The following is a 24319-nucleotide window of genomic DNA, read 5'->3' as shown; positions in this document are numbered from 1 at the left end:
ACACCTGTGCAGACCCTCTCCGCCATGCCGTACAAATCCACCCGCATCTGGTTATTGCTGGGCGCCAGTCTGACCGTCGCCACTCTCGGCGCGGTGATGCTGGGCGCATATTCTCTGACCTGGCGCTCCGTGCTGAACTTTGACCTGAGCAGCCAGGACTGGATGATTCTCTGGCATATCCGCCTGCCCCGAGTGCTTCTGGCCGGCGTGGTGGGCGCCGCCCTGGCGGTCAGCGGCGCAGCCTTGCAGGGATTGTTTCGCAATCCGCTGGCGGACCCAGGACTAATCGGCATCTCCAGCGGCTCAGCGCTGGCGGCAGCGTTAGTCATCGTATTGTTCCCTTTCAGCACCGGCTGGATGGGACTGTATGGGCTCAGCGTCGCCGCCTTCCTCGGCGGCGCGGCCACCTGCTGGCTGATCTTCAAGGTCGGTCAGCTTGGCGCCGCTTCCAGCTTGGCGCATCTGATTCTGGCCGGCATCGCAGTCAACGCGATGTGCGCCGCAGCGGTAGGCTTTCTCACCTATCTCAGCACTTACGAGCAACTGCGTACACTGACTTTCTGGACAATGGGCAGCTTCGGCGGCGCGCTATGGCCGTCAGTGGGGGTGTCGTTCACCATCACGCTGCCAGTGATCGGCATGCTGATGCGTCAATCCGGCGACTTGAACCGACTGCTGCTTGGCGAGCAGGAAGCCCGCTATCTGGGCACGGACACAGAGAAACTGAAAACCCGCGTCATCACGCTTTCCGCCGTCGCCGTGGGCGCCGCTGTGGCGGTATCCGGCATCGTCGGTTTCATCGGGCTGGTGGCGCCGCATTTGGTGCGCCTGCTCTGGAAAGCGGATCATCGCGTGTTAATCCCCGCTTCCGCCGTCCTCGGCGCCGCGCTGACGATCTCCGCCGACACTCTGGCGCGCACGCTGTTCGCACCGGCGGAAATGCCCGTAGGCATACTGACCAGTCTGATCGGCGGCCCGTTTTTCTTGTGGTTGTTGCTGAGCCGGAAATCCGGGGTGCGTTCATGATGCATTCCACGCTCCAAGATAACCGAGAAAAGCAGAGGGTCCCGCTATGATTCACGCCTTCGCCGTGTCCGTGATACGTCAGGACAAAACCTTGCTGGAGCAAATAAATTTCAGCCTCAGTCCTGGAGAACTGGTAGTGACGCTAGGGCCAAACGGAGCAGGCAAGTCCACGCTGCTAAAGACCCTGGCGGGCGAGCTTTCGCCCTCCCGCGGACACGTATTGCTGGACGATGAACCCATCAGCCAGTTCAGCCTGCCGCAGTTAAGCCGCCGACGCGCGGTTTTGTCCCAGTCCGTGCATCTCGACTTTCCCTTCAGTGCGATGGAAGTCGTGCTGATGGGCGCGCAACGCTCAGTATCTGGGGGCGATCCATTTCGTCTGAGTCAGGAAGCTCTGAAAGAAGTAGACGCCAGTCATATTGCGCAGCGAAATTACCAGGATCTCTCCGGCGGCGAACGCCAGCGTGTACAGATCGCCCGCGCCCTCACTCAGCTCTGGACGGGAGTCGGCGCCGGTCCCCAATACCTGATGCTGGATGAACCTACTTCCGCACTGGACCTGAAGCATCAATGCGCCTTATTGAAACTGGCCCGCAGGCTTGCGGCCAAAGGCGTAGGCGTATTCTGCGTGCTACATGATCTGCATCTGGCGGCCCAATACGCCGACCGTCTGGTGCTGATGAATCATGGGCGCATCGTAGCGGAAGGCGCGCCAGAGCAATTGATTACGTCGCAGAACGTCAGGGAGGTTTATCAGGTGGAAAGTCGCATCATGCCGCATCCCATTACACAGCGGCCCATGGCGATGATCGACTGAGACCGCCGCGCAAAGCGCGGCGGCTGAAGGAGGTACTGCTTACTTTTTTAACTACTTACTTTTTATAACTACTTACTTTTTGTATTCGCCGCGGCGGGAGGCCTCTATCATTTTGTCGTATTCGCCGCTGTCTTTCAGCTTCTGCAAACCGCGGTTAAAGGCTTCCATCAGCTTTTTGTTTTCCGGTTGCGTCTTATTCAGAATCAAGTGATAAGATTTCTCTTTGATCGGCTTGGAATGTACTTCAACTTGATCCATCACGCCCATGCTGTTCATTAGCTCGCTGCCCACATCCAAGTCTTCCATGTAGGCGTCCAACCGTCCCGCCAGCAGCTTTTTCACGTTAGCGTCCGCGCTGGACACCCGCTCAATGCTGACCATTCCGGACTTTTCCTCTTCATCGAAGCCGTAGCTATAGCCGGTGACGCCTCCCAGTTTTTTGCCTTTCAGCGACGCGGCGTCACTCCAGTCGAAACCACTGCCCTTCTTGTAGAAGGCGACCGTCTTCAAGTCGATAACCGTGTCGCTATAGTCGAAATCCTTCTCCCGGTCTTCGGTGCGACTCCAGATCAGCGAGCCATTAAGCTTGCCGTTCTTGGCGTCTTCATAACCCCGCTTCCAGGGCAGGAATACATATTCCACCTCAATATTCTCGTTGGCGAAGGCTTTCTTCACCACATCGGAAATTACACCATATTCTTTCAGACTTTCAGATAGATACGGCGCCCACTCGCCATTGGCGAGGGTCACTTTTTCTGCGGCGCAGGTCCCGGAAAAGACCACAGCGGCGGATAAAACAAGCACATTCATCAGGCGGTTAAATAACGTCTTTTTCATTTGTTTACCTTTCATTTTTGACTACGGATAGGCTCCGCAACCTATTATTGGTTATCGCAGATAAGGCTAGCAGAAGACATTAAAGCCGCCAGTGAGGACGCACGCGTCAATGGGCCAGTTCACAATCTGTGAAATTCGGGCGATATTCTGAATAAGCGCTATAATGTCGCGTATCTGTATGAGTTCGGGCGCAAAACGCCCCTAACCGAGATTGGAAAAATAGGACATTGCAGTGGAAGGGTTTGACAATTTTTTACAAAAACACGGCTTAAAGGAGTCCCATATCTACCTGCTTGAGCTGATTCCCCTGATTGAAATGATCTGGGCGGATGGCCGTTGTCAGGACGCCGAAGTGAAAATTCTCTACCGTTACACCATCGAGCATCTGAGTCGGGTCAGTCGCGAGTCTCCGGATATCGAATTCATTTCAGAAGATGACATTAACGCGTTTCTCGACCGCTTCACGCAAAGCCGTCCCGATCCTGAAATGCTGCGTGAGCTCAGAGACCTGTGCCTGGATCGAATGGAGAGCAAATCCAAATATCAGAACCAGATGGAAAGCAAACAGGCCATGATGAATTATTGCCTGGATATCGCCGCCGCCAGCGTCAGCAGCTACCCCTACAGGTTCAACGAACGCATCATCGCCGAAGAGAAAGAGCTGCTGAAAGAGCTGTTTCACGCCCTCTCCTCCCGCTGATTTTTCATCATGAGTCGTAGTAAGCCGTCGCTGGCGAAAAGCATACATCCGTCGTGGTTCAACGCGCTGTCACGCCGGGTCAGGCTCGGCAATAAGGTGAAAGCCGCAGCAGCCTGCCTCTGGTTCGCCGCGGCATTATCCGCATACGGCGGCTCCTATGAAGCGATGGATCAGTCACCCTCATTATGGCCGGTCGGCCTGCTGGGAGCGGCATTACTGCTGCAGATCGTCAGTCTGATTTTTTTTAATGCTAAACATAGTGTGTCGGAATAATGCAGGACGACGTAGAAACCTATCAGGTCGTCACTCGCGGCAAGCTCGCCAGCGGCCAGGAACTTAATCAGGTTCAGCGTAACTTAAAAGCGCAGTTACGTCTGAACGACGCCATGACCGCCAAGGTATTCGCGGGCGCACCGCTGAAACTGAAAAGTAATCTGACCTGGCGACAGGCTCAGGGCTGGCGGAAAAAGCTGCATCAGCTTGGTTTGCAGACGGAACTGGCGCTGCAATTAAACCCCGCCTGTCTGCAAGCAGGCTTACAAGCCGCCCCGCAGGAGCCAGACCAAGAGGAGCAGGATGATCAAATACTGCTGTTCGAAGCCGGCAAGCTGACGCCTCATCTGGTTCATTTCTCCGAATCTCTCACCCTGTCCAATGAGTCCGAGACGGCGGTCGCCCGCATCGTCAATCACAACGCGTATTGGAGCCCGCTGGCGTTGGTGCTGGCCTCAACCGGACTGGCCCTGACGCTGCAGAATCACCTGTTGCGGGTGATGACGCACTATCTGCAGTGGGGCGCTCTGGCCAGCGTCCTCAGCATCGTTTTCCTGCTGCTGGCCATCGTCTGTCTGCCCCGACTCCTGCAACCGCGCATGCTGCAGTCCATTGCTGACGCCCGTGGCGCACATCGTATTTATCAGCAGGAGCTTCCCGTCTTTTGGGTCGGCGCGAAAAAGCATCGGCTAATCGATGCGGAGCAGCATGACCTCGGCGTCATTGAGCGCAAACAACAAAGCGCGACCTTGACGGATGCGCAAGGCGACCTCGTTTATGAATGGCGGCAGGCCGTGCGCGTTCACGAAAGCAGCAAAGACGCTCTGGGCAAGATTCAGGAGAAACTGGTGGAAGACACCGCATTGGGCCCTGTCGCCGAATACCTGGGGCATGCGAAGAAAGTTCTGGACTTCCTCAAGCGTAAACGCGCCAAGTCTGCGGCCTCTCCTTCCCGGGACCCGCAGAACGCCATGGCGGTGCTGGACCAGGAGGGCAATTTGGCGGCGCTGGTGTACGCCACGCCGGAGCCGGCTGCGCAAATTCGTAAACCCGACCTCTCTCCACAGGAAAGACTGCGTCTGCTGGCCTTCTGCGCCTGTTTGCTCAGGAGTCCGCTTGTATGAAGCAGGTATAAAGCGGTTATGAAACAGTATTCCTTCGAGTTCAGAGGCCAGCTTTCTCCCGGGGCGGATCAAGCAAAAGTCCAGGCCGGACTGGCGAGTTTGTTTCAAGCCGCTCCTGCGGAATTAGCGTCCATATTCAACGGCGAAAAGATATTTCGTCGCGAAGGATTAAACGAGTTTACCGCTAAGTCCTATCAGCAGCAGTTCGCCCGCGTCGGCGCCGTTGGCGCAGTGAGAGAACAGACGGAGAACACCGCCACTCCCTCCGTCGCAGCGAATACAACGCAGCATCACAACTATGCGCCCGGCTCACCGACAGCGTCGCCACAGGCGGCGGGAATGCAGCCCAAGACGGATGACCGCTCCCGTTGCCCGAAATGTCAGTCACAGAATATCGACGCCACTCAGTGTCTCGATTGCGGCGTCATTCTGGAAAAATATCGCCAGATGCAGGAACGGCTGCAAAACCCTCCGCCGCAGCCAGCCCCTGTTCAGGCGGAGCCGTTTCGACTGGAAGAAGCGGACCGTGAGCAGAAACGGGCGGCGAAGTGGCTGTCCTGGGCCGGACTGATCCTGACTATTGTGTTTGTCTCCGACAGCTATCTGCTGAAGATCAACTTTCTCTATTCCGCTGGCATAGATCTGGGCTATATCCCCTTCTTCATTGGTCATCTCGTCTTGCTGCGCGGCTGTATTCTTTATGCGGAAAGCAAAGGCTACAGCATGCTGGTGGGGCTGTTGGGATTATTCAGTCTGGCGGGGCTTTCCGTTCTGATGCTGCTGCCGGACCATCGGCGGGATAAGTCCGGCGTTACCGGCAAACACCTCGCTACCTCCGGCGTCTGCATTCTGGTCTGTGTGGTGTGGGCGGTTGGATTTTTCAACAAGTTGCACGATATGAGTGAAATCGTCAACGAAGGCCGTCAACTCATCGCAGGCCGCCATGAATACCCCGCCCCCGAACTGGACAGCGCAGCGGAAATCTACGAGCGTGAGCAGAAGGAAATGCGGGCTTATCTGGAAAAGTCGCTGAAAACCATCAAGGACGGCTCATTCCGCCCCAGCGAAATCACCACACTGGCGGACGTCATGTTCGGCGCGCTGGCGCGCTACGAGGCCTGGCGCAACTATCAACGCTACCGTCATGTGGCCGAACAACAACCATTGCCGACACCACTGGAGTCAGACTGGACCAAGCAGAACCAGAAGCTGTTCGCGACCCTGTTGTATAAAAATATTGATCGCGAAAAGCAAAGACGTCTGTATACCGAAAAGCAAAACTGGCTGGTGGGCGTTCACCCGGATCAAGTCGGCCCGTTTTGGGATAAGTTCAGCCGCTACCTGTTCGATGTTCTGAGCGCCTATATGTCCGCTTACCAGAATGAGTTGTATCGCCAGCCATTCAACAAAGACAAGAACGCGCCTCCTCCTGTTACCAAGCTTGATCTGCGCGAGATTAGCCTTCCCGATTACGCAAAACTGCGCAAAGAAGTCACCGTGGACACCGTCACCTACAGCGCCACGCTGGGCCAGCTGTCCCACACGCCGCTAACCGTCGCCTTCTACCTGGAGCCCTACACCAAACGCTTCGGCAAGCAAGGCGTACTCGCAAAAGGCGTTGTCATCTCCCCCGACTTTCCCAACAAATATCTATACGGACACTTTAATCTGTTCAGCCGTTATCCGTCGGAACAGGAATTGAAGGAGCAATAAAGCCGTGACTCAACCAGCCCAAACCACGCACTACGAAAATGCGACCAATCAGGACGGCGACGCCCTCGCTGAACTCAGGGTCCAGGCGATGCAACCCAGCCTGGAAGCCGTGGGGCGGTTTGATGAAAACAGAGTGAGGAGACGTTTCCTGGACGCATTCGTTCCGGAGGAGACTTTCAAGATCATAGAAAACGGAGAGCTGGCGGGTTTCTTCGTCCTGCGCAACAAGCACGACCACCTGCACCTCGATCACCTCTATATTCATCCCGATTATCAAAACCGATCAATCGGCGGAAAGGTAATTGCGAAAGTAAAGTCGGAAGCCGCGAATAAAGATCTGCCAATAAGACTCTGCGCGCTCCGCGACAGCAAAGCCAACAACTTTTACCGGAAACACGGCTTCGTCAAAACTCACGAGGGCGAGTTTGATATTTATTATGAATTCAACCAGCGCTGAAGCGCGCCTTAACTGCTATACACGCTGACTCAACAGCACCCCTCCGCCCATGGTGATAAACAATCCACCCGAGACTTTTGATATTTTCCGCTCTAGATCCCGTGCGAGAAAACGTTGCCCGACTCGGCTCATTAACATGGCGTAGCCCAAGTGAACGCAGGTGACAATCACGCATATAGAGACATACATAACGCCAAACTGCTCCAGATGCGACTGCTCCGTATTAATGAATTGAGGTAGAAAGGCGGATAAGAATATTAAAGTCTTAGGGTTACTTGCGGAGACAAGAAAAGCCTCAATGTAGAGCTTGCGTGAGCTGAAGTGCGCGCCCGGTCCCGTTTTATCCGGTAACGATAAGTTAGACCCGCCACCCGCCCTTAAGCTTTTGAAACCGAGATAGATAAGATACGTCCCACCCAGTACTTTCAGCACAGTGAACCATATCGGAAGCTGCTCAAGAAGCTCCCCCACGCCAATCGCGACAAGGCATACGATCACAAACTGGCAGGACAGATTTCCCAGCACCGTCACAAACGCGGACTTCCACCCATATTGAAAGCTGTTCTTGACTACCAACAAAACATTCGGCCCGGGTGATAATGTGGTGACCAGATAGGCCAACGCAAACATAAACCAGATATCCAACCCCATCATTCACTCCTTTACCACGCCAACATAGACGTACAGCCTAAAAACAGGGCGAATCCACGCGAGCCGCCGGTCGATCAAAATAGTAGTTACTTCAATCAATTGAATCCAATTGAGTTTTTAGCCTATTTAATTAAAAAAGACGGCCTGTGGGATTTGACCAGAACACTATCGGCACACCACTATTAATAAGCGAGTCAATTTTACACATAGTGATGCACTTATTGGTTGAATCCAATAATTACACAGACAGAAATGGTTATTCCAACAGGAACACAGGAAACAATATGTACAAAGGAAGCTGCCTTTGCGGTCAGGTCAAAATTGAAATACAGGGGCCGGTTGAGTCGATTATTCATTGCCATTGCTCCAAGTGCAGGAAGAGCAGCGGTACGGCTTACGCCACCAATGGGTTTGTAAATACGTCGGACTTGATAGTTCAGGAGGGCGCGGAAAACTTGGCCTTTTTTGAAATGGCGCCCGGACGCAAACGCCACTTTTGCCGGATCTGCGCCTCCCCGATATTCAGTTCAAATGATGCCGCGCCTGATCGGGTGAGATTACGTCTGGGAATTCTGGATTCAGACATTGTCGAACGCCCCCTCTCCCATAACTTCGTCACATCCAAAGCAAACTGGGACGATCTGGACGCCCGGCTTCCCCGGTATGAAGCGCATGAGCCCGGGCGTGACGGTTAGCTCAAGTACAGCGTATGGCAAATGATAATAATGTGGACAATCTAAAAACCGGCTTTATTGTGAGAGAAAAGCCTGAGTTAATAGAATGGCTAAAAAGTAATTCTATTACTGAATCAGACTATCACTTTATTCCAATAGTTTTGACTTCGGATATTCTATGTCAGCCATTAAAACCAGGGTCAGTAATATTTATCTACCAAGACCTAAAGGGCTTTTTCATTCAGCACGAATTCCTTATCTGAGTATTTAGACGTGAGAACATAGAAAAGATATTTGGCTCATTTGAATGCAAGTCTGAACTATTTGACCGCTTTTGGAAGTTAGATGAAGTATTGTGTGTTGACGTACCTATAAAATATGAAGTCAAAAACTAAGCCACAAAAAATTAAAAGGGAGACAAAGGCGCTCCCTTTAAGTTAAATTTTATTATTTAATTCGGCAACGCTCTTAAATTACGGAACTTGTATATTTCCGCCAGGAATAACCCCCAGTTGTCCGCATTATTAAGTGACGCCCGCTTATCAGATCCTATCGCCAGCCTGACACACTCATGCTCTCCATAAGCGATATCTATAGTGTCCAGAATTCGGTGGCTAAGTTCGTGGGCGACGCAACGGAACTTAAACCATTGTTCGTCATTTCTATCATTTTCATCAAAGTTACCACTCAGGTAGCCAGGCGTCAGGTAGATTCGCAGCCCGCTTTGCACGTTAACGTATCCACAGTTGGCTCTGAAAGTGCCTGTCGTTTCCTTGACTGTATACTTCTTGCTTTGGGGCGCATTGTTATTAAGGCGATGGAAGAAGTTATCATTGTTTCTATGGGAAGATTGCCCCAGTTGATTGTCAAAGTCGGAGTCGTAAGGGTTCAACCCCACTTTAACCATCGGTCTGACCCAGCCAATATAATCTTTAGGGTGTCGAGGTGCAGAAACAAAAGTCAGGCTAGTGCATTTCCTTGTTAAATACTTATGCATATTATTCAAGCCTTCAAGAACTGACTTGATATTCCCTCCACCAAACCATCTATTTATCGAGCTGCATTTTGGAAGAGTAATAGACTCCGCCAATATTGTTTCCAACATTCCTAGTGCATTGTTTATTTTTAACTGTTCGCCGTTATTAAAAGGGGTTGCATCGCCCATGGTTTCAAATCTTACTGTGTAAGCCATGATTTAACTCTCCGAGTAGTTCTATGTTGTTATATATTCTTCACTCGGGAAAGCGACCTAGGACATTTTTCCCCTTATAAGCAATAGTGCTTAGTCCGTTTTTTTTTCAGCGGCCATCATTATGCCAATTAACTAAGGAGCCTCTATAAACGTTGACAAAGCGGCCAACTTTTGACGCCGTAATGGCAAGGTTGGAAGTTATTCAGAGGTTCCCTAAATTGTCATCGCAGCAACAGGAGAGACGCATCACAACGTCGTCAGCAGAGATAAAAAGCCAAGTCATGGCGCCGTTCGGAAAGACAGCGCCATGCGCTCTTATTTTATTCCTTGTACTCCGGATTTCCCTCAATAAAACGCCGCAAGTTTCTATCTGCGGTCGCCTGCACTTTATCCCGCAACATGTGCGACCACCCCAGCATCCAACCGGTTACGCCCAAGGCATGACGGGACCAGCGCCAGAAGTCGAAGCGATCGCGGTGGCGATATATTTTGCCGTCCTTGAACTCAAATTCGGCGCGTAGTTTGTTGAGCACATAACGCCCGGTCGTGGAGAAGGTATAACCCGCGCGCCAGCGGGCGGAGCCGCGCTGTTCGTCGGCTTCGACATGATGGTAGTGCAACGACAGGTCCGCCCCGCGTTCACACAGCATATGCCACATGGCCCCGATTTCCTTGCCCTTGAGGGTGAACACTTCATCCTGAAACTCAGCTTCGTCGTGATAGCAGGCTTGCATGGTTCGATAATCTTTGTCCTTAAAGGCGTCATAAAAACGGGTCACCAGTTCGGCGTTAGGGTGCATACCTTGTGTCCTTTTATTCTTGTGTAAGCGGCGGCGGATGTTGCGCCGGCGCAAACTCCTCCTCGGGTTCGCCGACGACCGCCCTGGTCAGACCGAAGTCTTCAAGGATCGTATACACACAAGGGATGACAAACAATACCAAAAGCGTGGATGCGCCCACGCCGAACACAATACTGGTGGCCAAAGGAATCAGAATCTGCGCCTGCAGGCTGGTTTCAAACAACAGCGGCGTCATTCCCGCCATGGTGGTCAGGGAGGTCAGCAATACCGCGCGAAAGCGGTCATGGCTCGCTTTGGCGGCGGCGTCATGCACATTCATGCCCTGCCCCACACGCATCTTGACGAACTCCACCAGCAGAATGGAATCATTGACGACAATGCCCGCCAGCGACACAAATCCCAACAGCGACGGCATGGTGATATCCATCCCCATCACCACATGCCCCACAATCACGCCGATAAACGCCATCGGAATGTTAAGCATCACAATGACCGGCTCTACATAGGATTTGAACTGGAAACTCAGCAGAATAAAGATGCCCGCCAGTCCCATCAGGAAGCCAAGTTTCATCGAGCCCTGAGTGGCTGCGCCTTCTTTGATTTCGCCCTGAATGCTCAGCTGAATGTCTGGATAACGTTGTTGCAGTTGCGGCAGGAAGTGCTTCTGCATGTCGCCGATCACCGCCTTGGTGTTGTTCAGACTGATGTCGACATCGCCATACACCGTGACCGTGCGCTGGTTGTCCACCCGATTAATGCGCGAGTAGCTGCGGCTGGGAATGATCTCCGCCACGTTGGATAGCGGAATCAGCGCCTTGCTGGCCGGATGCACAATGGGGAAGTTGTCGAAATCCGCCAACTCATCACGGGACTCATCATCCAGACGCACCACCACCTCATAGGTTTCCAGGCCAACGCTCGACTCCAGCACCGTCACGCCCTGAAATGCGGCGCGCAATTGCGCGGCGATGGTTTGCGCGTCCAGTCCCAGATCATATGCGCCGGACTTCAAGTGCAAGGTGAACTCCGGCTTACCCGGGCGCAGATCGTCCAGCAGGTTGATCACGCCGGGATAGCCCGCCAGCCAGTTCTGCAACTCATGAGACGCCAGCGACAATGACTCCAGATCGTCGCCGCGCAGACGTATTTCAATCGCGCGTCCACCCGGCCCGATCGTCGGCTCTTTGAACAACACCGACCAGACGTCCGGCGTTTCCCCAGCCAGTTCACGCCAGCGTGACGTAAAGGCCTGCAAACTGAAGTTGCGGCGCTCGGCGGTGAGCAGGTCGACGCTGATAGTGGCTAAATGGGGACCGGTTTCGAAGGCGTCCGCATTCTGTCCATAGTTCACAGTCACGGAACCTATCGCAGGCTCATCCTGTTCCTTGTTGAATTCAGAAGCGGTTTGCTCCAGCGCCTGAGAGTAATGGGCCACCATAGCCTCAGTACGCGCCTGCGAGGTCCCGGTAGGCATGATTAGGCGCGCCTGTACGATATCCCCCTCTAGATCCGGGAACGCAGAAAACTTGATAACGCCAGAGGCCAGCAGACTGACGCACAGAATGAATGTGGCGATAACGGCCCCGACAAAGCCGTAACGATGTTTGATCAACACCGACACGCGCCGATCAAGTCCTTGCCGGATCTTCTCAAAACGCTGTTCAAACCCTACGCGGAAACGAGAGTCTTGCTGTTTCTCCGCATGGGCGAGCGAGTGTTGCAAGTGATGGGGCAGAATAAAAAACGCTTCGATCAGTGAGAGGGTGATAACCGAAATCAGCACGATAGGCACGACCACCAGAACCTGACCAATATCGCCTTCCAGGAACAACAATCCGGTGAACATGCACAGGGTCGTGAGAAATGACGAAAACACCCCTTTCGCCACCATCAGCGTTCCGTCCACCGCCGCCTGCAGAGGCCGTTTGCCCTTGCGCATCTCCGTACCGATACTCTCACTGATAACGATGGCGTCATCCATAAGAATCCCCAGCGCCAACAGCAACGCCACCATGGAAAGCATGTTAATGCTCACGCCCATATGTCCCAGCACAAAGGCGCTGGCGAGGAATGACACCGGCAATCCCATCACCACCCAAAACGCATAGCGGGCGCCGAAAAACAGCCACATCACCGCAAACACCAATACCAGACCCTGCCAGGCGTTGCTGCTCAACATGCTGATCCGGTCTTTGACGACGCTGGTGTAATCCTGGGTCAGACTCAGCGTCACTTCCGGCGGCAAACGCTGGCTCTCTTCTGCAATGAACGTCTCCACTTCCTGCAGAATACGCAGACTGTCGTCACGGGTGTTTTTGGATATTTTCAAAAAGGCGGCGGGCTTGCCGTCGAAGGTGGATTTGTTCTCCTCCAGCTCAAACTCGTCGACAATTTTGGCGATGTCGCCCAGACGCACTTCCGCCCCATTACCACCCCGCAGCACCACCAGATTCTCCAGATCCGTGACAGTGCGTTTTTCGTCGCTGAAGCGAATCTGATAGTCGCGGTAATCTGTTTTCACATCACCCGCCGGCAGGTCCACATCCTGTTTCGCCACCAGATTGGCGATGTCCTGCAAACTCAGGCCGTATTGACGCAGATTGCTTTCCGGCGCCTGAATCTGAAACTGCCGATCAGAGAACCCCTGTATGTCCACCAATGGGATATCCGGGTTACGCAGGATGCGCTGTTTCACCTCTTCCGCCAGGGTTTTCAGTTCGCTGCGCGGCAGGTCGGCAGTCAGGGCGATGGTCACTACGTTTTGCGTGCGACCCAGCTCCTTGACCACCGGTTCTTCCGACTGATCCGGCAAGGAGCTGATCTCATCCACGGCGCTTTTTACGTCATCGATGAAATCGTCAAAATCGCCGTCTTCCAGCATTTTCAAGGTCATCAGCCCCATGGAGTTACGGGCTTCGCAGCGCACTTCCTCCATGAAGCTCACGCCTTCCACCGCTTCCTCCAGCGGCTTGCAGACGGACAGCTCGATATCCGTCGGCGTAGCGCCGGGATACGCGACTTTCACCTCGACTTCATAGCTTTTTATTTCCGGGAAAGTTTCCCGCTTGATCTGCGGCAGCGTCATCACGCCGATGAACATAAAGAAGCCCATCAGCAGATTCGCCGCAGTTGGATGCGTGGCGAAGAAGCGGATCATGGGGTTTGCCTTCCTTCCGCCCATTGCTCGATCAGCGCTTCGGCGTCTTTATCTTCCTGCGGCGTCACCAACATGCCCGCCACGGCGGGGAACAGGTCGGTAGTGACGACGCGTTCGCCCTCGTGAATAACGTTATCGCCCTCGCTGTCCTCCTGCCGGATCAGCAGCATGGCGCCCTGGGTTTTGTAATGGGGTTTGATTCGACGCAGGCGATTATCTTTATCCACCACATACAGCTCATGCTCCCGCAAGGCGTCCCGTGGCAGCACTAAAAACGGCTGCGGCGCGCCTTGCAGCTCCACCTTGGCGTACATCCCTTCTATCAGCGGCGGTCGCACGCCAGGACGGGCGGTGCGATAAGGATTATCAACGCCGACGATCACGCCCAGCGTACGCGAGGCCGCTTCCAGATTATTGCTGATGCGCTCTACTTTGGCGTCCCAGTGTGTATCGCCATCTTCCGCCAGCGCGACACTGGCGGTGAGGTCCAACTCCGTGAAAATATTGCTGGCGGCGTCCTGCTCCAGAAACTTCTGAAACAGATCCTCCAGATTGGCGAATCCCTCCGCCAGCAGACGGAACTGGCTGAGCGGAAACTGGGCGTTGACCAACACCTTATCGATAGTCTGAGCGCCATACAGCGAGGCGCCCACACCGACGAACTGGTTCTCCTCCACTGACAGGCGGGTAATGCGGGCGTTGAACGGCAGGCTGATGTGAGTGCGCGCCAGATTGCGCTTCTGCGTCTCCATCGCCGCTTCGGCGATATCCTGCCTGGCTTGCAGCACCTGTAATTGATACGGCAGGGTTTGCAGTTGATTACTCAGTTTCTGGGTTTCCTGCCGCAACTGCAGCACAGCGGACTGCTGCGCGTCGTAGTTGGATTGCGAGGCGGAGCCTTTCTGCAACAGCCGCCCGATACGCTCCTGCTCCTTCCTGGCGATCGCCAGTTTTTCCTGGGCCAGTTTCAGGTCCTGCTCCGTGTCCTCTATGTTCAGCCGCATCTCCTCCAGGTTCGCGCGACTGACCGCCAGATCCGCTTCCGCCTGCTTCAACGCCAGTTGATAATCGCGATCGTCAATGCTGACCACCAGCGTTCCCGCCGGCAATATGGAGCCCTTCTTCAGCAGCGGGTGCACATAAGTCACTTTGCCTGACACCTCCGCCTTACTGTCCAGCACCACATCCGGCGCCACCTCACCAAACCCGGTAATACGCGGCCTGACCTCATAGCGCCTGGCGGACACCACCTTCACCGCCGCAGGCAGCTGCGCTTTATCCGCATGCTCCATCGCCGGACGACTCTTGATAATCGCCACCGCCACCGCGACGCCGGTCGCGACTACCAAGGGCAACGCCCATCGACGCTTCATCCAGGCCAGGCTCATAGTCAGTCCTCTTTCGTATTGTCAGGTTGTGAATGGAGGTGTGAATGGGAGTGTGGGCGAGCTTGTGAATGGGATTGAGGCGCTGCGCCACAGCCGGAGATAAACATGCGGTAGACATGCTCGATCCATTCATCGCTGCTCACCAGTTCATCGGACATATCCCAGGCCCGCCTGCGCACGGGCCCGCCGATGAAAGGCGTAATAATCAGATTCACCAATGAAAACGCCGCCCACTTGGGGTCCACGTCCGCGCGCAAATTGCCCTTTTTCTGTTCTGCTTCGATTAGCTTGGGAAGAAACATCGCCATGCGACGGGGCATCAGATCAATAAAACGATCCTGCAACCTGCCACGCTCCGACAGCACCTCATCGATGATGAAAGTAATCAAAGGCGGACAGTCGACGATTCTGGTGATGGCGGCGCGGATAAACCCACGAATGGGGTCAGGCTGGGTGACGACCTCAATGATGCGACCGAACTGCTGTTCGCCGAGACGCTCAATCAAGGCAATAAACAGGTCTTCCTTGCCGCCGAAGTAATAACTGATCATCGCGGACTTCATGCCCGCTTTCTCCGCGATATCGCGAATGGTGATGCTGCGATAGCTTTTCTCCCGCAGCAATTCAAAGGCGGCGTCCAACAGATCGTCTTTGCGCTGCTGCTGCAGCGCCGGGTCCAGAGGGCGACCACGCTTGTTTTCCGGCTCTTTAGCCTCAGTTTTCTTGCGCATGCATAGCCAATTAATTTATCAATTGATTAATTTAATCGGATGATAAATTAATTATAAGAAATCAGAAAGCGAAATTTTTGAGAAAGAGATTCTCGCTAACGATCAGCGTGATTAAGGTGGCGTCTTTTACTCAGCCGCCGCCTTTCGAGGGAGAGTCGCTACATTGGCGATAAGAATCAGAACAACGCCGATAAACTCGGGGCGATTCAGGCAAAAAAGGAAGAAAGGCTGTTGGAACACAGCATTGAGTTAGCTCAGCGTCTCATCCACCCTGGCGGCAGAATGAATAGGCTGGAATGCGCTAGAAGCCAGAATCTCCGCCGCTGTCGCCACCGTCAAATCCACCATCGGAACCGCTGTGGCTTGAGTCACCACTCCAAAAGAAGGAGCCTAACGCCAGTGTCATTCCGAAATCTCGCGCAGATTCATAAGTCACAGCTTGGTCGATCGAGGTCTGGTGATGATTAGAATATTTGACGAAGTCCGCTTCTTTACAATAAAGCGCGATAGCATAGGCGAGGTATTTTTCAGATAAGCCGAGCTCCTTCACCAAAGCCCTGACTTTTTTCACCGGGTATACTCTCCGGCGTCCACTCCTCTTTGCTAACGCCGGCCCCAACACTCTGATATAGCTCTTTACCGCCGCCCGGCGTCGCCACCAATTTCTAGTAAACATCCTAAACTCCCCTACCCACTTCTTATAACTCATCGCCACCGCTTAAAGTCAGGCGCCTTTTGTCCATACCGGAGACAATGACGTGACTTGCGGCGGCCCGGACAGCAGCACTGAAGATGACTGCAAAAGACGTCATTCCATTACTTCTGTGATGAGGTTATTCGTATCCACTTAATACAATACAGAAAGGCGTACTATGAAGGTCCCGGACACTAACGTCTACAAATCAGGGCTTAGATTACCGCTCCAACTCCAAGCGCCTGACTTGTTCATCTTCCATTCTGCGCATGGGCCAACAAAGAACAAGTGCGGTCAGAATCGCCAACGAGACTATCAGACTGACTACCAGGTAAGGCCATGTAAACTGTAAGCCCGCAATAACCAGCCAGGTTAAGGATAGAGTTACAAAAAGCTGAGTCACGCCATAGTAACCAGGAAAGAGATAAGAATACTTTCCACATTGAGCGCAACGAACGGGACTCTCTTTAGAAGCCCCCGCTCCTTTAATGGATATCTTGTTTTTACAATGAGGACACACTCTCATTTGCTCACCAATCAAATTCGCTCACTGGTATCGTCGAGGCTACCAAAGGCTTTGATATTTCTGTGATAAGTAGCGAGTACATTTTTAATCCTTGGCGGCAGATATGGACTTATCAAAATACAACAAAAGACAAGTTTCCAATATCGTCAGAAAAGACTAAATACAACTTGAATTGCCAAACTCCATCGCACTAAGAACCTCCCATAGCCCATTTCTCAACTAGGCTATACTTACTCGATAGACCCGCTGCGGCGGGTTCAGGCCAACGGAGTGTCACAGGCCTCCGCCGGTGTCGGCGGCGCCAGACGGACTCAGGTGATCGTCCAGCGTCAGACAATTTCCGGAGGCTTTGCATGCTCCGTTTGTGTGCTTTATTGATATTGCTCTTCCCTCACGCCGTTTTGGCTGAAACGGTGCTCGCTTTTACGCGTCTGGTTCCCTATCACTACAACGAAAACGATATGCCTCGAGGCATCAGTGTCGCGCTGGTGCAAGAAGTGTTCAGGCGTATGGATGAGCCGGTGAAGCTGGTCGAGCTGCCCTGGAGCCGGGCGTTGCGCTATCTGGAGAACGGCGAGGTGGACGGCGTGTTTGAGCTGTTGAAAACGCCAGTACGGGAAACCTATTCGGATTATTCATCACTGGTGTTGATGATGGAAAACGTTTCCCTGTTCGTGCCGGAGAACAGCCCCATTCAGTTCGATGGCGACCTGCAGCAACTGGCCCAGTTTCGCTTTGGCGGCCTGCAGGATTTCAGCTATGGCGAAAAGTTCGACGCCTTTCGCAGCACGGAATTGAACACGGAGTTCATCACCGCCGTGAGTCTGAACGACCTGTTTTTACGCCTGATCAACGACAACATAGATATTATTATCGGCGATCAACGCGGCGTTCTGTTGGAGTATCGGCGTCTGCAAGGCCAGAAAGTGCGATCTCTGCCACAAGTCAAACGCCTGCAGCCAAATGTGGAGGAAACGCCCAGCTACATCGCCTTCTCCAAAAAATCCCAAGGCGTCAATTTGCGTGAACGCTTCGATCAGGCGCTGGCGAATATGATTGCGGAAGGCGTGTATTCGAAAATCATCGAGAATTGGGCGGACTACTGAACGCAGTCCGCGCGAACTTTGGCGAACCGACTACTCCAGCGTCTCAGGCGCGAATTGCGTACTGATGCGGGTTCCCGCCTCTCCTGTAATCATGGCCTCGATATCTCGCAACGAACCAATCACTGCCGGCTTACCGGTAGCGCGGGCGAATTCGCAGGCGGCCTGTACTTTCGGCCCCATGGAGCCGGCAGGAAACGCGTCCGACGGCAAAGCGTCCGGGTGCGCTTTCGCAATCGGGCGGGAGTCAGGCGTTCCCCAGTTTTGATACACCGCGTCCACGTCGGTGGCGATAATCAAAAGATCCGCATCCAGTTGCTGCGCCAGCAAAGAGGAGCACAGGTCTTTGTCGATCACCGCCTCAACGCCCTGCAACTTGCCATCGCGGTTATACAGCGTAGGAATGCCGCCGCCACCTGCGCAGATGACTACTGTGCTTTTCTCCAACAGCCATTGAATGGGCCGGATCTCAAAGATACGCCGCGGCCGCGGACTGGGAACGACGCGGCGGAACTTGTCGCCATCGCGGGCGATGCTCCACCCCTTCTCCGAGGCCAGCGCCTCGGCTTCCTTCTCTTCGTAGACGGGCCCGATAGGTTTGGTGGGATGCTGGAAAGCCGGGTCGTCCGGGTCCACCTCCACTTGAGTGAGCACGGTAGCCAGCGGCGCCTCCGCAGGCAATAAATTGCCCAGCTCCTGCTCGATCATGTACCCGATCATGCCCTCGGTTTCCGCCCCCAGCACATCCAGGGGATACGGCGACACCGACGCATAGGCCGCCGCCTGCAACGCCAGCAATCCAACCTGCGGACCGTTGCCGTGAGCAATCACCAATTCATTACCTGCCGCCACAGCGGCCAGACGCTCCGCCGCCAGACGCACATTAAGGCGCTGATTATCCGCCGTCAGGGGCTCCCCCCGACGCAACAGGGCGTTGCCGCCCAGAGCCACTACTATCCTCATCGCTGCGTCCCCCGATCAGATATCCGCTAAGGTAGAGACCAGCACCGCCTTGATGGTATGCATCCGGTTTTCCGCCTGATCAAACACGATGGACGCTTCCGACTCGAACACATCGTCTGTCACTTCCACGCCGTTGTGCAGGCCATATTGCTCGAATATCTGTGCGCCCACCTTGGTCTCAGCGTTGTGAATCGCCGGCAGACAATGCATGAACTTTACACGGGGATTATTGGCCGCCGCCAACAAAGCGGCGTTCACTTGAAACGGCAGCAGCATGTTGATGCGCTCGCCCCACTTCTCCGGCGCTTCTCCCATGGACACCCATACGTCAGTGTGAATGAAATCTACACCGCGAACGGCTTCCCTTGGTTTATCGGTCAACGTCATACGGGCGCCGGTGCGGGCGGCGATCTCACGGCATTGCTCGATCAATTCATCCTTGGGCCACAACTCTCGGGGAGCGCCCAGACGCACGTCCATACCCAGCTGGCAGCCAATGATCAACAGGGAGTTGCCCATGTTGTTGCGGGCGTCGCCAACATAAGCGTACGAAATGTCATGCAGCGGCTTGTCGCTGAACTCACGCATCGTCATGACGTCCGCCAACATCTGCGTGGGATGGTATTCGTCGGTCAAACCGTTATAGACCGGCACGCCGGCGTATTGCGCCAGTTCCTCCACAATATGCTGATGGAAACCGCGGTATTCGATGGCGTCATACATGCGCCCCAGCACCCGCGCCGTGTCTTTCATGGTTTCCTTGTGCCCGATCTGCGAGCCGGTCGGGTCGATATAGGTCACATGCGCGCCTTGATCGTAGGCCGCTACTTCGAATGCGCAGCGGGTGCGAGTGGAGGTCTTCTCAAAAATCAGCGCAATATTTTTGCCTTTGAGATGCTGACGCTCGGCGCCAATATACTTGGCCCGTTTCAGGTCTCTTGCCAGATCCAGCAGAAATTTAAGTTGTTGGGGAGTGAAGTCCAACATACTGAGAAGGCTGCGGTTATGCAGGTTACGCGACATAAGAAATCTCCTTGTTACCTAAAAAGTTAACGCCTAAACCGGATCGCGAATAATGGGACAGGTCATGCAATGGCCGCCGCCTCTGCCACGCCCCAGTTCACCGGCGGTAATGGTGATGACTTCCACGCCGGCTTTACGCAGCAAAGTATTGGTGTAAGTGTTGCAGTCATAGGCGATGACCACGCCGGGCTCCAGCGCCACCACGTTATTGCCGTCATCCCATTGCTCCCGCTCTTGTTCGTAGCTGTCGCCGCCGGTCTGCACCGTGCGCAGTTCAGGCAAGCCAAGCGCCTCTCCAACCACCTCCACAAAGGGGGCTTTTTCCGGGCGAATATCCAGACGTCCATCCGCACCGTTATCGCCGGGACGGATTGAAAAAGTTTCGATTCGGTTGACCACCTCTGGAAACACCGTCACCAGATCGCGGTCGCAGAAAGTGAAAACCGTGTCCAGGTGCATGGCGGAGCGCAATTTCGGCAAACTGGCGACAATGACTCTCTCCGCAGCGCCATGGCGAAACAATGACTGAGCCACCAGCGCAATCGCCTGACGGGAAGTACGCTCGCCCATGCCGATCAGCACAACGCCATTACCCACCGGCATAACGTCGCCGCCTTCAAGCGTGGCTGCGCCGTGATCTTTTTCAGGATCGCCCCACCACACTTTAAAATCCGCTCCAGCGAAATCTGGATGGAACTGGTAAACGGACGCAGCCAGCAGAGTTTCCTGTCTGCGCGCCGGCCAGTACATGGGGTTCAGCGTCACGCCGCCATAAATCCAGCAACTGGTGTCGCGGGTGAATATCGAGTTGGGCAACGGTGGAATGACAAACCCGGAACGTCCCATGAACTCACGGAACAAGGCCATTTCCCGGCTATCGAAGTCTTCCGGCAGATCGCCGCCGACCACACCGCCCAGCAACAGCTCCGCCAGAGTAGCCGCAGGCAGCTCGCCCATCCAGGCGCGCACGTCGTCCGCCAGTCCCACACCTACGTTTTCGTCAGTAATTTTGCGATCCAACAGCCACTGACGGGCTTCCGGCAGCGCCATGGTCTGCGCCAGCAAATCATGCATGTCCACGACATCCACGCCACGGTCCTGCATCTTGCTGACGAAATCATAGTGATCCCGTTTCGCCTGCTGCACCCAGATCACATCATCGTAAAGCAGCTCTTCGCAATTACCCGGCGTAAGACGCAGGTGCGCCAGCCCCGGACGACATACCATCACTTTGCGTAGCTTACCCACTTCCGAAAATACGCCCAGGCGCGTTGCAGCAGTCATAGCCTATCCTTCCTTTGCTTACCCATTGATTTGAAAAGGCGAACTCTATTGATCACGCCGCTACAGCGACAGATATCCCATATACAGCCCAGCTATTCCCGCCAGAGCCGCCATAATTAAGACAACCAGCACCCCGGTTTCAAGGGGAGTAAATACGCGTTCGCCCTGCTCTCTCCTGGCGATGGCGAAAACCACCGCGCCCGGCGCATAAAGAATCGAGCTGAGCAGCAGGTATTTCACGCCGCCTGCGTACACCAGCCAAAGGCTGTACAGCACGGCGACCAGCGCGATGGCGAAGTCTTTCCCGCGCACGCGATCATTGTCGCCATAGGTTTCTCCCCGCAGACACAGCATCAATGCATAAAACGCCGTCCAGAAATAAGGCAGCAGAATCATGGAGGAGCCCAGGTACAGCAGATCCAGATAGGTGCCTGACGAAAACAGGGTAATGATGAGAAATACCTGGATCAGAGTGTTGCTGAGCCACAGCGCCCCCCGTGGCGAACCACGAGAATTGGTGCGCGCCAAGGCCTTCGGCATAGCGCCGTCTTTCGCCGCAACGCACAGAATCTCCGCGCTCAGCATCGTCCAGCTCAACAAAGCGCCGCACAATGAAATAATCAGGCCAACATTGATCAGCTTGGAGCCCCAGGCGCCAACCACCACTTCCAGCACGCCCGCCATGGAGGGGTTCTTCAGCCCCGCCAATTCAGCGCGACTAAGCACGCCCATGGACAGCACGTTGACCATCACCAGCAGAGCCAGCACGCCAATAAAACCAAGCACTGTCGCCTTGCCGACATCAGCGCGATTCTGCGCGCGGGACGAGTAAACGCTGGCGCCTTCAATACCGATGAACACCCACACCGTCACCAGCATCATATTGCGCACCTGATCCAGTACGGACCCAAGAGCAGGCTCCTCGCCGCCCCAGATGTCAATGCTGAACAGGTCCGCCTTGAAGCCGACCAGCGCCAGGACGACGAACATAATCAGCGGCACAATTTTGGCGACAGTAGTGATAATGTTGATAAAAGCGGCCTGGCGCACGCCGGAGAGCACCATGGCGTGCACCAGCCAGAGCAATACGGACGCGCAGATCACTGCCGTGGGCGTATTGCCCTCGCCGAAAGCGGGAAAGAAAAATCCTAAAGAGCTGAACAGCAACACGAAATAACTGACGTTGCCAATCCAGGCGCAAATCCAATATCCCCAGGCGGAGTTGAATCCCATATAAGCGCCGAAGCCCGCCTTAGCGTAGGCGTAAACTCCCGCGTCCAGTTCCGGTTTACGTCGCGACAGCGTCTGAAACACAAACGCCAACGCCAGCATACCGACGCCGGTCACCAACCACCCCAACAGCACAGCTCCGGCTCCAGCGCTCGTTGCGATGTTCTGCGGCAGCGAGAAAATCCCTCCACCGATCATCGAACCCACCACCAACGCGATCAACGCCCCAAGCCTCAGCCGTTGCGGCTGCTTATCCGACACAGTCATTAACCCCTCCCCCTCACGGGCATTAACTTCGCCAAGTGTGGCGACACCTATAGACACAAACCAGCGTGACCCGCCGGCAAATTGAGGCAGATCATACGGATTTCGGAAACCCGATACAAAAACTCTATAAAATCAGATAAGTGGGGTATTTTTTATACAAAAAAGCCCGTCACGGAAGGTGACGGGCAAACATGTCTGAGGGAGCCGCGCAAGTGCGCGGCCACAACCGGGGGCTGGGGACGCCGGTTATAACTTCTTGGCGAAGTCGTCAACTTCGCGTTCGGCCTGATCTTTCGCCATGCCATAACGCTCTTGAATACGACCGGAAAGCTCAGTGCGACGGCCGCGAATTACGTCGAGATCGTCATCCGTCAATTTGCCCCATTTCTGCTGGGCTTTACCTTTAAACTGATCCCATTTGCCTTCAATTTGGTCCCAATTCATAGTCTTTCTCCTTAGCTGGTTCTCGAAAAGTCGCTTTGCGTATCTCGTTGCAAAGCTCTCATTCCTACTAGAGCAGAAAGCGGGCCAACTCAATATAAGCCATTGATTTATATGAAAACAAACACAAATAAGAGTAAGAAATAAGCGCCAATATTCAGTGCAGAAAAGGCGCTTTCTACAAAGCTGTTGTAAAAAATACGCCGGAAGTTCAGAGAGGCGAGATCATGAAACCTCGTTGCTTTCCTGTTCGATCAATTTGGCGCAATGCTTCATCACTAGCCAGCCGCCCAGCCCACCAAGCGGCGCAATAAAAGGAAGCAGTTTTACAACAATAAGCGACGCGCCAACCATGCCTAGGAGAGCGATGCCCAAGCCTGACTCAACGCTTTTCAGCGCGATGACTCCCGCCACCCCAGCCAACAAACTGAAAGTGACCGCCGTCAAAAAAGAAACGATGCAGGAGGTGAGTAATTTCACGAATAAAGACCGGTTTTTTTCGAGCGGTAGATACCAGTGTCCCAACAATTTCCCATAAACATAGGCAAGCGCCATACTCTCCAGAATAATTGGCCCCCAATCAACCAGGAGCCTCTTGGACGCCGGTAAAATATCTACGCTGGATGTAAAAAGGCCATATACAAAAAACGGTATAAGAAACAAACCGCATAAAAAGGCATGAAACCAAGCGCTAAGCTGACGCGCTTTGGCGATAACTTGGGGAGACACGCATACTCCTTAAGCAGAGATTTAAGCGGGCTTAACCGCCTGATTTAAGTCCGCCGCCAATTTGTTAAGTCGCCGGGTCAGCGCCAAGCCGCCCAGCCCACCTAAAATCAATATCAGCGGCAGCGCGCAAAGGTATCCGGCCAGTCCAGCGAATAGCCCGATAGAAAATCCATCCATCCCTTCCCATACGGATGAGATCAGACCAATACATACTCCTGTACTGATAGCCGCTAAAAAGGACACCACGCAGGAAGCGCATACGATCTCAAATGTCGGTTTTTCACCGTCGACAGGTAAATACCAGTCCCCGAACTTTTTTCCGTACAGATAAGCGAACGCCATCGCTGTAAGCCCATAGGGGGCAGCCTCCAGAGTGATAGCCCACAGCCGCTGATCTCCCGCGCCTATAGCTATCGCCAGCGCGAGCCAAGGTGGAAACAGGCACAAGCCGCACAAAAGGACATGAAACCAGGCGCTTAGCTGGCGCGCTCTGGCGACTAGGGTGGAAGACAAACGTAA

24 protein-coding genes are annotated in these 24319 nt (G+C 54.2%); 9 read left to right on the top strand and 15 right to left on the bottom strand.

What is annotated here, in order from left to right:
- The first annotated feature begins 6 nt into the window (after positions 1-6).
- The gene (locus EUZ85_RS08400) at positions 7-1026 is read left to right on the top strand and encodes an iron ABC transporter permease (protein ID WP_127968868.1); all 1020 of its coding nucleotides are present in this window, start codon (positions 7-9) and stop codon (positions 1024-1026) included.
- 46 nt (positions 1027-1072) lie between these two features.
- Positions 1073-1843: a heme ABC transporter ATP-binding protein gene (locus tag EUZ85_RS08395; RefSeq protein ID WP_127968867.1), complete on the top strand. Its 771-nt coding sequence runs from the start codon at positions 1073-1075 to the stop codon at positions 1841-1843.
- 72 nt (positions 1844-1915) lie between these two features.
- Here the strand turns inward: EUZ85_RS08395 and EUZ85_RS08390 are convergent, their stop codons facing one another.
- Complete coding sequence (locus EUZ85_RS08390) at positions 1916-2680, bottom strand: ABC transporter substrate-binding protein (protein ID WP_127968866.1); 765 nt, start codon at positions 2678-2680, stop codon at positions 1916-1918.
- A gap of 232 nt (positions 2681-2912) precedes the next feature.
- On the opposite strand from EUZ85_RS08390, the gene EUZ85_RS08385 reads away from it, so the two are divergent.
- From EUZ85_RS08385 to EUZ85_RS08365, 5 genes are read left to right on the top strand one after another with little or no spacing between them, the layout of a single operon-like run.
- Positions 2913-3380: a hypothetical protein gene (locus tag EUZ85_RS08385; RefSeq protein WP_127968865.1), complete on the top strand. Its 468-nt coding sequence runs from the start codon at positions 2913-2915 to the stop codon at positions 3378-3380.
- A 9-nt stretch (positions 3381-3389) separates the two neighbouring features.
- Positions 3390-3653 (top strand): hypothetical protein, encoded by a 264-nt coding sequence (locus EUZ85_RS08380; protein WP_127968864.1) that lies wholly within the window; start codon positions 3390-3392, stop codon positions 3651-3653.
- Positions 3653-4777, top strand: coding sequence for a hypothetical protein (locus tag EUZ85_RS08375; RefSeq protein ID WP_127968863.1), 1125 nt, complete (start codon positions 3653-3655; stop codon positions 4775-4777). The genes EUZ85_RS08380 and EUZ85_RS08375 overlap by 1 nt, the downstream gene beginning before the upstream one ends.
- A gap of 18 nt (positions 4778-4795) precedes the next feature.
- A complete protein-coding gene (locus tag EUZ85_RS08370; RefSeq protein ID WP_127968862.1) occupies positions 4796-6490 on the top strand; it encodes a hypothetical protein in 1695 nt (564 codons plus the stop codon).
- A gap of 4 nt (positions 6491-6494) precedes the next feature.
- Complete coding sequence (locus EUZ85_RS08365) at positions 6495-6947, top strand: GNAT family N-acetyltransferase (RefSeq protein WP_241566995.1); 453 nt, start codon at positions 6495-6497, stop codon at positions 6945-6947.
- A 15-nt stretch (positions 6948-6962) separates the two neighbouring features.
- Here EUZ85_RS08365 and EUZ85_RS08360 read toward each other — a convergent pair whose 3' ends face one another.
- Positions 6963-7598 (bottom strand): LysE family translocator, encoded by a 636-nt coding sequence (locus EUZ85_RS08360; RefSeq protein ID WP_127968861.1) that lies wholly within the window; start codon positions 7596-7598, stop codon positions 6963-6965.
- A 284-nt stretch (positions 7599-7882) separates the two neighbouring features.
- On the opposite strand from EUZ85_RS08360, the gene EUZ85_RS08355 reads away from it, so the two are divergent.
- Positions 7883-8293, top strand: a complete 411-nt coding sequence (locus EUZ85_RS08355) for a GFA family protein (RefSeq protein ID WP_127968860.1) — start codon at positions 7883-7885, stop codon at positions 8291-8293.
- Positions 8294-8723: 430 nt separating this feature from the next.
- Here the strand turns inward: EUZ85_RS08355 and EUZ85_RS08350 are convergent, their stop codons facing one another.
- The 6 genes from EUZ85_RS08350 to EUZ85_RS08325 all read right to left on the bottom strand — a co-directional run bounded on the left by EUZ85_RS08350 (position 8724) and on the right by EUZ85_RS08325 (position 16216).
- The gene (locus EUZ85_RS08350; RefSeq protein WP_127968859.1) at positions 8724-9464 is read right to left on the bottom strand and encodes a M35 family metallo-endopeptidase; all 741 of its coding nucleotides are present in this window, start codon (positions 9462-9464) and stop codon (positions 8724-8726) included.
- A 320-nt stretch (positions 9465-9784) separates the two neighbouring features.
- Complete coding sequence (locus tag EUZ85_RS08345) at positions 9785-10264, bottom strand: nuclear transport factor 2 family protein (protein ID WP_127968858.1); 480 nt, start codon at positions 10262-10264, stop codon at positions 9785-9787.
- Between the two features lie 13 nt (positions 10265-10277).
- Positions 10278-13421: an efflux RND transporter permease subunit gene (locus EUZ85_RS08340; RefSeq protein ID WP_127968857.1), complete on the bottom strand. Its 3144-nt coding sequence runs from the start codon at positions 13419-13421 to the stop codon at positions 10278-10280.
- Complete coding sequence (locus EUZ85_RS08335) at positions 13418-14809, bottom strand: efflux RND transporter periplasmic adaptor subunit (RefSeq protein ID WP_127968856.1); 1392 nt, start codon at positions 14807-14809, stop codon at positions 13418-13420. Before EUZ85_RS08335 ends, EUZ85_RS08340 begins: the two co-directional genes overlap by 4 nt.
- Before the next feature lie 2 nt (positions 14810-14811).
- Positions 14812-15540, bottom strand: a complete 729-nt coding sequence (locus EUZ85_RS08330; protein ID WP_241566994.1) for a TetR/AcrR family transcriptional regulator — start codon at positions 15538-15540, stop codon at positions 14812-14814.
- 301 nt (positions 15541-15841) lie between these two features.
- The gene (locus EUZ85_RS08325) at positions 15842-16216 is read right to left on the bottom strand and encodes a DUF6559 family protein (RefSeq protein ID WP_370454926.1); all 375 of its coding nucleotides are present in this window, start codon (positions 16214-16216) and stop codon (positions 15842-15844) included.
- Positions 16217-17113: 897 nt separating this feature from the next.
- Here EUZ85_RS08325 and EUZ85_RS08320 point away from each other — a divergent pair.
- On the top strand, positions 17114-17866 hold the full coding sequence (locus tag EUZ85_RS08320) for an ABC transporter substrate-binding protein (RefSeq protein WP_127968854.1): 753 nt from the start codon (positions 17114-17116) through the stop codon (positions 17864-17866).
- A 30-nt stretch (positions 17867-17896) separates the two neighbouring features.
- Here the strand turns inward: EUZ85_RS08320 and arcC are convergent, their stop codons facing one another.
- From arcC to EUZ85_RS08285, 7 genes are all read right to left on the bottom strand, one after another.
- Positions 17897-18826, bottom strand: coding sequence for a carbamate kinase (arcC, locus tag EUZ85_RS08315; RefSeq protein WP_127968853.1), 930 nt, complete (start codon positions 18824-18826; stop codon positions 17897-17899).
- A gap of 15 nt (positions 18827-18841) precedes the next feature.
- Positions 18842-19849, bottom strand: coding sequence for an ornithine carbamoyltransferase (locus tag EUZ85_RS08310; protein ID WP_127968852.1), 1008 nt, complete (start codon positions 19847-19849; stop codon positions 18842-18844).
- A gap of 33 nt (positions 19850-19882) precedes the next feature.
- Complete coding sequence (arcA, locus tag EUZ85_RS08305; protein WP_127968851.1) at positions 19883-21133, bottom strand: arginine deiminase; 1251 nt, start codon at positions 21131-21133, stop codon at positions 19883-19885.
- A 60-nt stretch (positions 21134-21193) separates the two neighbouring features.
- Complete coding sequence (arcD, locus tag EUZ85_RS08300; protein ID WP_127968850.1) at positions 21194-22630, bottom strand: arginine-ornithine antiporter; 1437 nt, start codon at positions 22628-22630, stop codon at positions 21194-21196.
- A 246-nt stretch (positions 22631-22876) separates the two neighbouring features.
- Positions 22877-23074, bottom strand: a complete 198-nt coding sequence (locus EUZ85_RS08295) for a CsbD family protein (protein ID WP_127968849.1) — start codon at positions 23072-23074, stop codon at positions 22877-22879.
- A gap of 222 nt (positions 23075-23296) precedes the next feature.
- Positions 23297-23800 (bottom strand): hypothetical protein, encoded by a 504-nt coding sequence (locus EUZ85_RS08290; RefSeq protein ID WP_127968848.1) that lies wholly within the window; start codon positions 23798-23800, stop codon positions 23297-23299.
- A gap of 21 nt (positions 23801-23821) precedes the next feature.
- Complete coding sequence (locus EUZ85_RS08285; RefSeq protein WP_127968847.1) at positions 23822-24313, bottom strand: hypothetical protein; 492 nt, start codon at positions 24311-24313, stop codon at positions 23822-23824.
- Between the last annotated feature and the right edge of the window lie 6 nt (positions 24314-24319).

Origin of the sequence: Hahella sp. KA22 (genome assembly GCF_004135205.1) — a bacterium.
GTDB lineage: Bacteria > Pseudomonadota > Gammaproteobacteria > Pseudomonadales > Oleiphilaceae > Hahella.
The sequence above is the reverse complement of the archived record's forward strand: the minus strand, read 5'-3'. Positions and strand labels throughout refer to the sequence as shown.

Coding starts and splice junctions, on each gene's coding strand:
- EUZ85_RS08395 (WP_127968867.1), top strand. CDS start 1,073: ATGATTCACGCCTTCGCCGTGTCCGTGATACGTCAGGACAAAACCTTG.
- EUZ85_RS08390 (WP_127968866.1), bottom strand. CDS start 2,680: ATGAAAAAGACGTTATTTAACCGCCTGATGAATGTGCTTGTTTTATCC.
- EUZ85_RS08380 (WP_127968864.1), top strand. CDS start 3,390: ATGAGTCGTAGTAAGCCGTCGCTGGCGAAAAGCATACATCCGTCGTGG.
- EUZ85_RS08375 (WP_127968863.1), top strand. CDS start 3,653: ATGCAGGACGACGTAGAAACCTATCAGGTCGTCACTCGCGGCAAGCTC.
- EUZ85_RS08370 (WP_127968862.1), top strand. CDS start 4,796: ATGAAACAGTATTCCTTCGAGTTCAGAGGCCAGCTTTCTCCCGGGGCG.
- EUZ85_RS08360 (WP_127968861.1), bottom strand. CDS start 7,598: ATGGGGTTGGATATCTGGTTTATGTTTGCGTTGGCCTATCTGGTCACC.
- EUZ85_RS08355 (WP_127968860.1), top strand. CDS start 7,883: ATGTACAAAGGAAGCTGCCTTTGCGGTCAGGTCAAAATTGAAATACAG.
- EUZ85_RS08350 (WP_127968859.1), bottom strand. CDS start 9,464: ATGGCTTACACAGTAAGATTTGAAACCATGGGCGATGCAACCCCTTTT.
- EUZ85_RS08345 (WP_127968858.1), bottom strand. CDS start 10,264: ATGCACCCTAACGCCGAACTGGTGACCCGTTTTTATGACGCCTTTAAG.
- EUZ85_RS08340 (WP_127968857.1), bottom strand. CDS start 13,421: ATGATCCGCTTCTTCGCCACGCATCCAACTGCGGCGAATCTGCTGATG.
- EUZ85_RS08335 (WP_127968856.1), bottom strand. CDS start 14,809: ATGAGCCTGGCCTGGATGAAGCGTCGATGGGCGTTGCCCTTGGTAGTC.
- EUZ85_RS08330 (WP_241566994.1), bottom strand. CDS start 15,540: ATGCGCAAGAAAACTGAGGCTAAAGAGCCGGAAAACAAGCGTGGTCGC.
- EUZ85_RS08325 (WP_370454926.1), bottom strand. CDS start 16,216: ATGTTTACTAGAAATTGGTGGCGACGCCGGGCGGCGGTAAAGAGCTAT.
- EUZ85_RS08320 (WP_127968854.1), top strand. CDS start 17,114: ATGCTCCGTTTGTGTGCTTTATTGATATTGCTCTTCCCTCACGCCGTT.
- arcC (WP_127968853.1), bottom strand. CDS start 18,826: ATGAGGATAGTAGTGGCTCTGGGCGGCAACGCCCTGTTGCGTCGGGGG.
- EUZ85_RS08310 (WP_127968852.1), bottom strand. CDS start 19,849: ATGTCGCGTAACCTGCATAACCGCAGCCTTCTCAGTATGTTGGACTTC.
- arcA (WP_127968851.1), bottom strand. CDS start 21,133: ATGACTGCTGCAACGCGCCTGGGCGTATTTTCGGAAGTGGGTAAGCTA.
- arcD (WP_127968850.1), bottom strand. CDS start 22,630: ATGACTGTGTCGGATAAGCAGCCGCAACGGCTGAGGCTTGGGGCGTTG.
- EUZ85_RS08295 (WP_127968849.1), bottom strand. CDS start 23,074: ATGAATTGGGACCAAATTGAAGGCAAATGGGATCAGTTTAAAGGTAAA.